Raw genomic sequence first — 11829 nt, 5'->3', positions numbered from 1 at the left:
TCAAGCCCGTCCGCTCAGAAGCGAGCACTGACATGGACAGCGCCCCCGATGCGGAAGTCCAGGCCGCCGAACGCGCTCTTGCCGAGGGGCAGGCGCAGCGCTGCCGCAGCCTGGTCGAGCCGCTGCTGGCGAAAAACGCGCTGGACTGGCGCGCCCGCGCGCTGCTGGCGCAGGCGCTGGAAGCCTTGAGCGAGCAGCACACGGCGGCCGGCGAGCATGCGCAGGCCTTGGCGCTGTACCAGCAATTCCACACGGTCGTGGTCGAGGGCCTGCAGCTGCGCCTGACGCGCAGCGACAGCCAGCCCGATGCCAGCCAGCAGGACGCGCTGACCGGACTGGCCCGCCGCGAGGCGCTGGAGCTGCGCCTGCCGCCGATGATGCAGCAGGCCCTGGCCGGCAACCGCGGCCTGTGCCTGGTGCGCATGGAACTTGATCCGCTGCAGCCCTCGCGCGTCGCGCTGACACCGGGTCTGGGCGATGCGGTGCTGCGCGAGGTGGGCGCGATCGTGCGCGCCCATTGCCGCGCCAAGGATCTGGCGCTGCGCTACAGCGGCGAGTCGCTGGTGCTGGTGCTCAGCGAGGTCGAGCTGTCGACCGCGCGCACGGTCTGCGAGCGCATCCGCCGCGCGGTCCAGGCCCATGACTGGGCGCCGCTGCACGAGGAGCTGCGCGTCGGCGTCAGCCTGGGCATGACGGCGCTGCGCAGCGGTGACAGCATCAGCCAGCTGATGGCCCGCGCCGAGGCGGGCCTGATCAGCGCCCGGCGCGACGGACGCAATTGCGTGCGCACCGGGGTGCTGAGCTGAGCCCAGCTCAGCTCTTGCGGCGACGTGCCACCCAGCCGACCGCGGCCAGACCGACCAGCATCAGCGCATAGCTCTCCGGCTCCGGCACGGCCACGGTGATGCTGAAGACATCGCCGACCTGGCGGCCGCTCAGGTCCAGGGTCCAGTCGGTACCGACCATCTCCGCCAGCGGCTTGCCAAGGTAGAAGTCGGTCGTGACGCCAGGGCCGCCGAACTTGGCCCACAGCGCGCCGCTATTGCTGCCCCAGCTCTGCACCGGCTGGAAGCCGTCGGTCGCGACCGTGCCCTGCGGCAGCGCGAAGCTGGCGCCGTCGAGCTTGACGCTGACGCCTTCAAAGCCCAGGCCGGAGAGGTTGCGCACGACCGAGTTGAAGCTCAGCAAGGGGCTGGCCAGGTCCTGGGCCTCGACCGCGAAGCTCAGCGTGACGCTGCCGCGGCTGGCAAAGTCCAGGTCGAAGAACAGCTCGCTGGCCGTGACATAGTCGGTGCCGACAACGGCTGTGCCTTGGGCGCCGGTGTACTGGGCGGCTTGGGCCTGGGCGGCCAGGGCCAGCAGGGCGGTGGCGATGAGGGTGGTTTTCATAGACGATTCCTTGGATGTGTTGGCTTGCAGCGGGCTCACAGCGAACCGTTGCCCCAGGGGCCGGTGATCGCCAGCGTGATGCCGGGGGTCTGGATGTTGACGAAGAGGTAGCGGCCGGTCGGGTCGAAGCAGGCGCCGCAGAACTCGGAGCCGCGGCGGTCGCCGGCCAGCGAGCTGCGCTTGCCGGCAGCGCTGAGTTGGGCGGCCGTCACATTGACGTTGTTCTTGCAGAAGATGAAGGTGTCGCCCTCGGCGGTCAGGCCCATCAGGCGGGCGCCGAAGCCGAAGCTGTCGGTGACGCCGCCGCCGTCTTCGCAGATCACGATGCCGCCGCGCGGGCTGACCGTCAGGTTGTCGCCGGCATCACCGACCACTTCGGAGGCGCTGGCGTAGATGCAGGTGATCAGCTGGCTGGCCAGGTCCAGCTCCCAGATCGCGCCACGGCCGACATTGCCGCCCGAGGTGTCCATCACATACATCTTGCCGGCGTAGTACCAGATGCCTTCGCCGCGGTTCATGCGCAGCGCGCCCTGGGCCCAGCCCTGCACGAAGGGGCCGGCGCAGTTGCTGATCGTCGCGCCGTTGACGGCGGTGGCGGTGCCGCGGTTCTGGTCGGGGTTGGCGATGTCCACCCACTCCAGCTCATAGGCCTGCTCCAGCTCGGCCGGCGCGATATTGACGTTGTTCTGGCCCTTGACCTTGGCCATCTGCAGCTTGCCGCCCTGGGCCAGGCTGCCAAGCTTGCCGGGGTGGACATCGGGGATGTAGCGGTAGAAGCCCGATTTGCCCGAGCTGTCTTCGGTCAGATAGGCATAGCCATTGCTCGGGTCGATCGCCACCGCCTCGTGGGCGAAGCGGCCCATGCCGATGATGGGTTCGGCGCTGGTCTGGGCCGGATCGGCCGCGCACTCGAACACATAGCCGTGCTTGCGGCCGGCGCTGCTGATGCTGTCGGAGCCGACTTCCTCGCAGGTCAGCCACGTGCCCCAGGGCGTGATGCCGCCGGCGCAGTTGGTGCGGGTGCCGCCGAGGTTGGCGTCGATGCGCACAAAGGCGCCGTCGCGGAACACCAGATTGGTGGTGCCGCCGTTGGAGAAGCCGGTGCCGCTGTCATAGACGGCCGGCGCGCCGAAGAAGCTGGCATCGCTGCCGGTGCTGACCTCGTGGTTGCGCACCAGCACCAGCTCGGTGCTGCGGCCGACCTTGCGGCTCTGCACCACGCCCATGCCGTCATGCGCGGCCGGGCAGGCCTTGCCGTTGCTCATCGCGTCGCCGGTCCAGCCATAGCTCTTGTAGCTGAAGCCGGGCGGCAGCTGCAGCAGCGGCAGGCCGGTCGTCAGGTCGTTGACCGGCGCGATCGGACCGTAGGCGCTGTCGATCAGCACCGTGTTGCCGGCGGCGGCGGCCTCGCGGGCATGCAGGGCACCCAGGGTGGCGATGAAAGGCAGGGCGGCCGAGGCCGAGGCGCTCTTCAGCAGGCCACGGCGCGAAGGGGAAAAATTGGACGCTAGGGTCAGGTCTTGCTGGCTCATCAAAAATCTCCAGAGATGGCGTTGGCTGTCGGACTTGCTGCCCTGAGGGGGCAGGCAGCGGACGCGATTCTCTGGAGCGCTGATGTCAGCACTGCGGACGCAACAGAGCCGATCGGACTAGGCCGATACCCTGCTCTTGCGCTGAAGGGTCAGAAGGGGTTGAGCGACTTCTCGCGCCGGTAATGCAGATAGCCGACGCTGGCACCGCTGCGCAGGCCCACGCCCAGGCGGATGGGCGCCAAGGTGATGCCCTTGTTGCGCTGGTAGTTGATGCCGGCGCCACCGATGTAGTAGAGGCTGCCCTCGACACCGGGGAAGCGCTGGTAGATGGCCGCCGCATTGGGCAGCTTGTAGACCAGGGTGAAGACCTTGGAAGCATTGGCGCCGGCGTCCAGCCCGATCGACGGGCCGGCCCAGAAGACCCGCGCCGTCGCGCCGCCTTTCATCTGCAGCTGGCCATCGCCATAGCGCAGGCCCACGGTCAGCGCGGCCGAGGCCTCCTCGCCCTTGATATAGGCGTTCGGCCGGCCCTGCTCCTTGAAGGCCTTCTCGATCACCTTGGCCAGGCCTTCGGTGGTGCTGCCGAAGAACTCGGTGGCGGCCTTCAGGATCGAATCCTCGTCATAGGTCTTGGCCTCGTCCTCGGCGGCCAGCAGGGTGGCCGGGGCCAGTGCCAGGCAGCCGGCGCCGAGACGGCCCAGCGCGCTGCGGCGATCGATATCGAATGTCATCGGGCGTTCTCCTTGAGGGGCTCAACACTAGCGTAAAAACCCAGGAACATCTCGACGCTGTCCCGCAAAACCTGCTGCTGCACAGCCTCGGGCAAGGGCGGCTGGCCCATCGCCAGCTGGGGCCAGAAGGCGAAGGCCTTCAGCAGGCCCTGCAGTTGCTGGGCGGCGTACTGCGGGTCGGCCGGACGCAGCCGGCCATCGGCCTGGGCGGCGGCGATCCATTGCGGCAGCCCCTGCTCCTTTTCGCCGAGCCGCGCCACCATGGCCTGGGCGCGCTCCGGCGTGTGCATCATCTCGGCCATCACGACCCGCGCCAGATCCATGAAGCTGGCGTCATTGAGCAGGCGCAGCTTCAGGCCCAGCAGCTCCAGCAGTTGCTCGCGCAAGGGCCGCCCGGCCTGGTAGACCGGCTCGCCCAGCGCCTGGCTGCGGGCCCACAGCTGCTGCAGGATGGCCGCGAACAGCTCGTCCTTGCTGGCGAAGTGGTTGTAGACCGTGCGCTTGGAAACCTCGGCGACGGCCGCGATGCGGTCCATGCTGGTGCCGCCGAATCCATGCTGGCGGAACTCGGCCAGCGCCGCCAGCACGATGGCCTCGCGCTTGCGATCGGTCAGTCGGCTCGGCGGCGGCAGCGCTGTCATCGGCATAAATCCTTGGAAATCGCAGGATTTTACACCCTGCAGTTTACTTTTAAGATTCAGACACTACACTGTGCAGTGTAATTTTTATGGCCTGCCCGATGCCGCGTGCCCTCCTCCGTCTGACCCTTCTCAGCCTCATCCTCCTCATGACCTACAGCCTTCTGAAAACCTGCTCCGCGCCCGCCACCAGCCCCTATGCCGGCTCGGCCCAGTTCGCCGACGGCAAGTTCCGCAACCCGGTACGGCTGCAGGACATGGGCCTGGGCAAGACGCTGGCCGTGCTGTGGCGCTTCATGTTCGACAAGCCGGCCGACGCCAGCCCGGCCAAGCCCATCCCGGTGCAGGCGCTGAGCCGGGCCGAGTTGCTGGCCGCGCCCGAGGGCAGCCTGTACCGGCTCGGCCACTCGACCCTGCTACTGAAGCTGGCAGGCGAGTTCTGGCTGACCGACCCGGTGTTCGCCGAGCGCGCCTCGCCGCTGAGCTTTCTGGGCCCGAAGCGCTTTCATGCGCCGCCGATCAGCCTGGACGAGCTGCCGCCGATCAAGGCGGTGATCCTGTCGCATGACCATTACGACCATCTGGACCACGACGCCGTGCTGGCGCTGGCGGCCAAGACCGAGCTGTTCCTGACACCGCTGGGTGTCGGCGACACGCTGGTCGGCTGGGGCATCCCGGCGGCCCAGGTGCGCCAGCTCGACTGGTGGCAGGAGACCCGGGTCGGCGCGCTGCGCTTCGTCGCGACGCCCGCCCAGCACTTCTCGGGCCGCGGCCTGCGCGACGGCAACCGCAATCTGTGGGCGTCCTGGGTCATCATTGGCGAGCAGCAGCGTGTCTTCTTCAGCGGCGACAGCGGCTATTTCGCCGGTTTCAAGACCATCGGCGAGCGCTTCGGCCCCTTCGACCTGACCCTGATCGAGACCGGCGCCTACAACCAGGACTGGGCCGATGTCCATATGCAGCCCGAGCAAAGCCTGCAAGCTCATCTGGACCTGCGCGGCCGCCATCTGCTGCCGGTGCACAACGGCACTTTCGATCTGGCCCTGCACCCCTGGCAGGAACCGTTCGAGCGCATCGTCGCGCTGGCAGCCGCGCAGGGTGTGGCACTGACGACCCCGCGCATGGGCGAGCGGATAGCCATCGGTGCACCGCCGCCCGCACAGACCTGGTGGCGCGACTGAACGGGGCAAGCGGGTCGCCGGCGTGAACAAAGCCTCACTCCGGCGCTGCGGCTGGCGCCTAAACTGGCGGCCTTGGCATATCGACCCACAAATCAAGCGCCCGGGAGGCTCTGCATGTCCGATCAATCCAAAGCCCGAGTCCAGCCCTCATGAGCGGCAGCGATCTGCCCAAGCTGGCCCGGGCCCTGGAGTACGTGGACCTGGCCGCCGCCCTCTATCTGGCCGGTGGCAGCGACCACGCCGCCCGGCTGCTGGCTGCGGCGGCCGAACAGCTGCTCGGTGATCTGTGCCGCCTGCTCAACGAGCAGGAACAGAACGAGGAGCTGCAGGCCCTGCTGCGCCGCGTCGCCGAACGCTATGCGGCGCCGCGCTTCGACGCCCGCGGTCATGCCCAGGCACGCGGCAACCAGCAGGCGCTGGCGCGCGCCGGCGAGATGGGCGGGCTGGCCGCTGACGAAGCGCGCCAGGAGACCGCCGCGCTGCTGCGCGCCGCCTGGTATCTGCTCGAGTCGATGGGGCTGGAAGCGGTGGCGCCGCAGCGCCTGGAGCAGGCCATCGACCGCAGCACGATTCACGGTCAGGACGACATCTGATCTGCTAGCATCAATTGCACCTTTCGTCAGCTTCGGGAGCCCATCATCAACACCGAACGCCGCCATTTCGCCCGCGTCGCCTTCGATACCGATGCGCAGCTGACCACAACCACCGAGCGCCTGGACATCAAGGTGCAGGATCTGTCGCTGAAGGGCGCGCTGCTGCGCCTGCCGCGCGCCGGCGCGGTCGCGGTGGGCGATCCCTGCTTGCTGAACATCAGCCTGGTGCAGATGGAGGTGGGCATCGCGATGGCCGGCGAGGTGGCCCATGTCGAGGGCGAGCATGTCGGATTGCTGTGCCGCAGCATCGACATCGAGAGCATCACCCATCTGCGCCGCCTGCTGGAGATCAATCTGGGCGACGCCGCGCTGCTGGAACGCGAGCTCAAGGCCCTGATCTCGAACTGACCTCTTCAAACTAGGGGCAGGTCTTGCCCCATAGTCCGTTTGGACTACTGCTCCTACGCTGCCTCGCGTCGAGGTGTCATATCGCGCCGCGACGATAGGACAACTTCAGAGGAGCAAAAAACCATGCAAGCCAAACTGACCCTGGCCGCGCTCGCGGCCGCCCTGCTGCTGGGCGCCGTGCCGGCCCAGGCCTGGAACACGCTGGACGGCCAGGCCCCCATCATCATCGCCCACCGCGGCGCCTCCGGGTATCTGCCCGAGCACACGCTGGAGGCCTATGCCAAGGCCATCGAGCTGGGCGCCAACTACATCGAGCCCGATCTGGTGATGACCAAGGACGGCATCCTGGTGGCGCGCCACGAGCCCACCATAGGCGCGACCACCAATGTGGCCAGCATCGCCGGCTTTGCGGGGCGCAAGACCACCAAGACGGTGGACGGCGTCGCGACCACCGACTGGTTCGTCGAAGACTTCACGCTGGCCGAGCTGAAGACCCTGCGGGCCGTGCAGCCGCGTGCCAACCGGCCGCAGGAGTTCAACGGCCAGTTCCAGATTCCGACCTTGGACGAGGTGATCGCGCTGGCCAAGGCCAAGAGCCTGGAGACCGGCCGCACCATCGGCATCTATCCGGAGCTCAAGCACTCGACCTATATGCAGGGCGTGTCGCAAGGCCTGGGGCTGGACAAGCGCTATTTCGAGGACAAGCTGGTCAGCACCCTGCACGCCGCCTATGGCAATAACGCAGCGGCGCCGGTCTTCATCCAGAGCTTCGAGGTCGGCAATCTGCAGTATCTGAACACCCGCACCGACATCAAGCTGGTGCAGCTGGTCGATGCCGACGACGTCAAGCCCGATGGTTCGATGTCCCTGGTTGCGCCCTATGACCAGCCCTTCGACGTCAAGGCCGCCGGCGGCCTGCTGAGCTTTGCCGATCTGGTCAGCAATGTCGGCCTGTCCTTTGTCGCCACCTATGCCGATGGCATCGGCCCCTGGAAACCCTATCTGCTGAAGACCGTGGCCGACGGCGTGGACCGCAACGGCGACGGTGTCGTCAACGGCCTGGACCGCCTGGTGGTCGGCAGCACCGGCGTGATCGAGCAAGCCCACAAGAACGGCCTGTTCGTCCACACCTGGACCATGCGCGACGACGCCGGCATCCTCGGCTTCGAGTCCGGCCAAGCCGAGATCGAGGCCTATCTGCGCCTGGGCGTCGACGGCGTGTTCACCGACTTCACCGACACCGGCGTGGCCGCGCTGGCCGCCGTGCCGGAGCCGCAGACCTATGCCTTGATGACGGCCGGCCTGGCCCTGCTGTGGACGGCCAAGCGCCGTCGCGATCAGCAGAAGAAGTAAAGCTCAGGCCTCGATGAAGCGCCGCAGGATGGCATAGGCCTCCTGCGGCTTGTCGCGCCAGGTGCCGTGACCGGCGCCGGGCACGCTGATGAAGCTCGTCAGCGCCGCCGGCAGCGCTGCGGCGATCTCGCGCGCATCCTCGAGCGGGCAGACCGGATCCTCGTCGCCGGCCAGCACCAGCACCGGGCATTGCGCGCCCGCCAGGCCGGGCCGCAGGTCCAGCCCCTGCTTCTCACCGGCGACGAAGTGCAAGAGGATGTCGATATTGGCCAGCACCCGTTCGCCGGCCTGGGGGTCCAGCGGTTCGCGGGTGTTGTAGAGCTTGCGGCAGGCGGCCCAGTAGGCTTCCCAGCTGGCGGGATCGGGTCGGGCCCAGAAGGCCTCGGCACAGGCCCGCGCCTGCGGCCCGCCCAGACGCTCGAACATCGCCAGCTTGCGATCCATCCCCATGTGATGGGAGGTGCTGGACAGGATGACCTTGGACGCATGGCCCGGATGGCGCGCGATATAGCGCTGTGCGACGAAGCCGCCAAAGCTCTGGCCCAGCACGATGGGCTTGACGATGCCCAGGGCGTCCGAGAGCCGCACGATATCGTCGGCCCAGGTGTCCAGCGTCCATTCCTCGCGCGGCCGCGCATCGCTGCGGCCATGGCCGCGATGGTCGTAATAGACGATCTGCGCCAGGTCGGCCAGGGCCGAGAAGCCGGGCTTGAAGGCGCTGTGATCAAAGCCCGGGCCGCCGTGCATGCAGATCAGCGTCGGTTTCTCCCGCATCGCCGGCCCGTCGGGCACCAGGCCCGGACCCTCCACATCCACGAACAAACGCACGCCGCCGCCGATATCAATCCTCATTCCCGACTCCTGGTTGAAGGCCCGCAGTATGCAGGGCAAGCGGCGGGGCGCCATTCTCGATGACGACTGAGCCGGATTTCGTCCCCGCCCAGCCGATTTCGTCGCATCGTCTGGCGAAGCCCCCGAGCCAGCGCGAGAATCCGCCCATGCCCACCCCGCCCACCCAAGCCACGCTGACCGCCCGGCAGGCCTTTGTGCAGATCTTCAATCTGCGCGTGATCGCCCTGGTGTTCTATTTTTGTCTGCTGATCGCCAGCTCGCGGGCCCTGTCCTGGTACACCAGCAGCGACATGCTGGCCGAGTGGCTTCATTCGCTGGTGCGCTTCACGCGCCAGAACCTGATCACCGGCCTGATGCTGCTGCTGGCGATCGCGCTGGCGGAGGCCTGGCTGGCGCGGCCGCGCCGGCTGCCCATGCTGTGGCGAGGCCTCGCGGTGGCCGGCGCTGCGTTCAGCAGCGCCCTGGTGCGGCATTGGGTGGCCAATCTGGGCGACGCCAGCGCGCAGTTCAAATGGAGCTGGGCCATCTCGACCACCTTGCTGTGGATACTGCTGGGCGGCGTCGCCTATGCCCTGCTGGTGGCGGCGCGCGGCGAACGCCAGACCCGGCAGCAGCTGCTGGCCACCGCCCGCCAGCACGAAACCCTGCATGCCCAGCAGCTGGAGGCCCAGCTCTCGGCGCTGAATGCGCAGATCGAGCCACACTTCCTGTTCAACACCCTGGCCAATGTCAAACGCCTGTACGAGACCGCACCGGACCGCGGCCGCGACATGCTGGTCAGCCTGATCGCCTATCTGCGCGCCGCCCTGCCGAGCATGCGGCAAAGCGAGTCGACGCTGGGCCAGGAGCTGGAGCTGGTGCGCAGCTATCTGACGATTCTGCAGATGCGCATGGGCGAGCGCCTGAGCTTCGAGATCGAGGCCGAGCCCGGGCTGCTGGCCGCCAGCCTGCCGCCGATGGTGCTGCCGACCCTGGTCGAGAACGCGATCAAGCACGGCTTGTCGCCGCTGCCCGAGGGCGGTCACATCCTGATCAGCGCCCATGCCCAGGCCGGCGAGCTGGCCGTCGAGGTGCGCGACGACGGCCAGGGCTTCGCCGCCAGCGGCGGCTCCGGCGTCGGCCTGGCCAATACCCGCGCGCGGCTGGCTGCCCTGTTTGGCGGCCGTGCCGCGCTGGAGCTGGAGGCCCTGGTGCCGCGTGGCGTCGTCGCGCGGGTGCGGCTGCCGGTCCGGCTGCTGCCGGGGCTGCCTGCCGGAGCGGCCGCATGAGCGTGGTCCTGACGGCCGCACCCTCCCCGCCCTCGGGACTGGCCCATGTGCTGGCCTCCTGGCGCTCGATGACTTTGGCCGAGCTGGGCTGGTTCAGCCTGATGGGCCTGCTCTACGGCCTGATCGACCTGAGCAGCCTGGTCTATATCGAGGACGACAAGCAATGGTGGCTGGCGCTGACGCGGCAGCTGTTCTCGCCGGCCATCGTGACCCTGCTGCTGATGCTGTTCTGGCTGCCGGCCGCGCGCAGCGATCCGGATCATCCTCAGCGCGCCTGGCGCCTGGGTCTGGCCACCCTGGTCGGCTCGATGCTGGCCCTGCTGATGCTGTGGGGCCTGGTGCGGGTGCTGGACTGGCCCTCGATCAACGAGCTGATGCGGCAGCGCAAGGGCGAGATCAAGCATGCGCCCATGCTGTGGAGCCGTTTTCTCGGCGACGGGCTCTCGGTCTTCATTCCCTGCGGCCTGACCGTCGCCCTGTTCGAGATGCTGGAGCGCCGCGGGCGCGCCCAGGCCCGGCTGCAGCGCCTGCTGCACGAGCAGAGTGTGATGGCACGCCAGGCCATGGCGGCGCGGCTGGCCGCGATGCAGGCCCAGGTCGAGCCGCAGTTCCTGTTCGAAACCCTGGTCGATGTCGAACAGGCCTATGGCCGCGCCGACCCCGAGGCGGCGGTCCAGATGGAGCGGCTGATCCGCCATCTGCGCGTGGCGCTGCCACGGCTGCGCGAGGCCGGCGGCAGCCTGGAATCGGAGGCCGAGCTGCTGGACAGCTATCTGGCCGTGGTGGCCGGGCGCAGCCAGGCGGTGGTGCGTTTCAGCGCGCAGTGGCCCGAGTCCCTGAAAGGCTGCGCGCTGCCACCGATGCTGCTGCTGCCGTTGCTGCAACGCGCGCTGCGCCTGGCCGATGGCCTGCCCGGCCGTTGCACCCTGGCCGCCGAGGCCCTGCCTCGCGGCGGCTTACGCCTGCTGCTGGCCTTTGACAAGCCCGGTCTGTGCGGGGACGACGAGGAATTGCGCGCACTGGCCGAGCGCGTGCGCGCCCTCAGCGGCGGCCCGGCCCGGCTGATCTGCCGCAGCAGCGAAGACGCCACCCTGTTCACGCTGGAGTTGAACCCATGAGGTCTTTGAGCGCACCGACGGCCGTGGTGGCCGAGGACGAGGAAACACTGCGCCACGAGCTGATCGAACGCCTGGGCCAGCTCTGGCCCGAGCTGGCCATCGTCGGCGAGGCGGCCGATGGCGTCGAGGCGCTGCGGCTGCTGGACCGGCACAAGCCGGATGTGCTCTTTCTCGACATCCAGATGCCCGGCGCCACCGGCCTGGACGTGGCCCGCCAGGTGGCCGGGCGCAGCCATGTGGTCTTCGTCACCGCCTACGACCAGTACGCGGTGGCGGCCTTCGATCAGGGCGCGGTCGACTATGTGCTCAAGCCGCTGGTCGCCGCCCGGCTGTTCACCGCGATAGGCCGGGTCAAGCAACGCCTGGCCAGCCCGCCGGCCGATCTCGGCGGCGTGCTGAACCAGCTGGCGGCCAGACCCGAGCCCGCGCAACGCACGCCGCTGCGCTGGATCAATGCCTCGGTCGGCCAGACCTTGAAGCTGATCACGGTCGACGAGGTGCTGTACTTCCAGTCCGACAGCAAATACACCCGGGTCGCGACGCGCGACAGCGAAGCGCTGATACGCAAGCCGCTGAAGGAGCTGGTCGACGAACTCGACCCGCAGCAGTTCTGGCAGATCCACCGTTCCACCCTGGTCAATGCCGCCGCCGTGGCCGGCGTCACCCGCGACTTCCGCGGCCGCCTGCAGGTCAAGCTGAAGGAAAGCGCCGACACCTTGCTGGTGGCGGAGAGTTACGCGCATCTGTTCAAGCAGATGTGAGGCGT

The 11829-nt window shown here is 68.4% G+C and carries 13 protein-coding genes; 8 read left to right on the top strand and 5 right to left on the bottom strand.

The window, feature by feature from the left end; genetic code table 11:
• The first annotated feature begins 32 nt into the window (after positions 1-32).
• The gene (locus tag ABGI63_RS11200; RefSeq protein ID WP_349742505.1) at positions 33-806 is read left to right on the top strand and encodes a GGDEF domain-containing protein; all 774 of its coding nucleotides are present in this window, start codon (positions 33-35) and stop codon (positions 804-806) included.
• Positions 807-813: 7 nt separating this feature from the next.
• Here the strand turns inward: ABGI63_RS11200 and ABGI63_RS11195 are convergent, their stop codons facing one another.
• The 4 genes from ABGI63_RS11195 to ABGI63_RS11180 all read right to left on the bottom strand — a co-directional run bounded on the left by ABGI63_RS11195 (position 814) and on the right by ABGI63_RS11180 (position 4293).
• A complete protein-coding gene (locus ABGI63_RS11195; RefSeq protein ID WP_349742504.1) occupies positions 814-1389 on the bottom strand; it encodes a PEP-CTERM sorting domain-containing protein in 576 nt (191 codons plus the stop codon).
• Positions 1390-1424: 35 nt separating this feature from the next.
• Positions 1425-2921, bottom strand: a complete 1497-nt coding sequence (locus ABGI63_RS11190) for a PhoX family protein (protein ID WP_349742503.1) — start codon at positions 2919-2921, stop codon at positions 1425-1427.
• A gap of 149 nt (positions 2922-3070) precedes the next feature.
• Positions 3071-3652 carry a DUF1134 domain-containing protein gene (locus ABGI63_RS11185; RefSeq protein WP_349742502.1) on the bottom strand — a complete coding sequence of 194 codons (582 nt, stop codon included), beginning with the start codon at positions 3650-3652 and terminating at the stop codon, positions 3071-3073.
• Entirely contained in the window at positions 3649-4293 is a 645-nt protein-coding gene (locus ABGI63_RS11180; protein ID WP_349742501.1) for a TetR/AcrR family transcriptional regulator, read from the bottom strand. The genes ABGI63_RS11185 and ABGI63_RS11180 overlap by 4 nt, the downstream gene beginning before the upstream one ends.
• Before the next feature lie 146 nt (positions 4294-4439).
• Here ABGI63_RS11180 and ABGI63_RS11175 point away from each other — a divergent pair, with 146 nt between their 5' ends.
• The 4 genes from ABGI63_RS11175 (at position 4440) to ABGI63_RS11160 (ending at position 7825) form a co-directional block, all read left to right on the top strand.
• Entirely contained in the window at positions 4440-5471 is a 1032-nt protein-coding gene (locus ABGI63_RS11175; protein WP_349742500.1) for an MBL fold metallo-hydrolase, read from the top strand.
• 149 nt (positions 5472-5620) lie between these two features.
• Complete coding sequence (locus ABGI63_RS11170) at positions 5621-6064, top strand: hypothetical protein (protein WP_137941389.1); 444 nt, start codon at positions 5621-5623, stop codon at positions 6062-6064.
• Between the two features lie 9 nt (positions 6065-6073).
• Positions 6074-6472: a PilZ domain-containing protein gene (locus tag ABGI63_RS11165; protein WP_349742884.1), complete on the top strand. Its 399-nt coding sequence runs from the start codon at positions 6074-6076 to the stop codon at positions 6470-6472.
• A gap of 123 nt (positions 6473-6595) precedes the next feature.
• Entirely contained in the window at positions 6596-7825 is a 1230-nt protein-coding gene (locus ABGI63_RS11160; RefSeq protein ID WP_349742499.1) for a glycerophosphodiester phosphodiesterase, read from the top strand.
• 3 nt (positions 7826-7828) lie between these two features.
• Here ABGI63_RS11160 and ABGI63_RS11155 read toward each other — a convergent pair whose 3' ends face one another.
• Positions 7829-8677 carry an alpha/beta fold hydrolase gene (locus ABGI63_RS11155; RefSeq protein ID WP_349742498.1) on the bottom strand — a complete coding sequence of 283 codons (849 nt, stop codon included), beginning with the start codon at positions 8675-8677 and terminating at the stop codon, positions 7829-7831.
• Between the two features lie 146 nt (positions 8678-8823).
• Between ABGI63_RS11155 and ABGI63_RS11150 the strand changes: the two genes are divergently transcribed.
• Genes ABGI63_RS11150 through ABGI63_RS11140 form a run of 3 tightly spaced genes read left to right on the top strand, consistent with a single transcriptional unit; the run spans position 8824 to position 11824 of the window.
• Positions 8824-9945: a sensor histidine kinase gene (locus ABGI63_RS11150; protein ID WP_349742497.1), complete on the top strand. Its 1122-nt coding sequence runs from the start codon at positions 8824-8826 to the stop codon at positions 9943-9945.
• Positions 9942-11063 (top strand): histidine kinase, encoded by a 1122-nt coding sequence (locus ABGI63_RS11145; protein WP_349742496.1) that lies wholly within the window; start codon positions 9942-9944, stop codon positions 11061-11063. Before ABGI63_RS11150 ends, ABGI63_RS11145 begins: the two co-directional genes overlap by 4 nt.
• Positions 11060-11824: a LytR/AlgR family response regulator transcription factor gene (locus ABGI63_RS11140; protein ID WP_349742495.1), complete on the top strand. Its 765-nt coding sequence runs from the start codon at positions 11060-11062 to the stop codon at positions 11822-11824. Before ABGI63_RS11145 ends, ABGI63_RS11140 begins: the two co-directional genes overlap by 4 nt.
• The last annotated feature ends 5 nt before the right edge of the window (positions 11825-11829 follow it).

The organism is Roseateles cavernae (assembly GCF_040187885.1).
Lineage (GTDB): Bacteria > Pseudomonadota > Gammaproteobacteria > Burkholderiales > Burkholderiaceae_C > Roseateles_E > Roseateles_E cavernae.
This window is presented reverse-complemented; position numbering and strand designations above follow the sequence as displayed.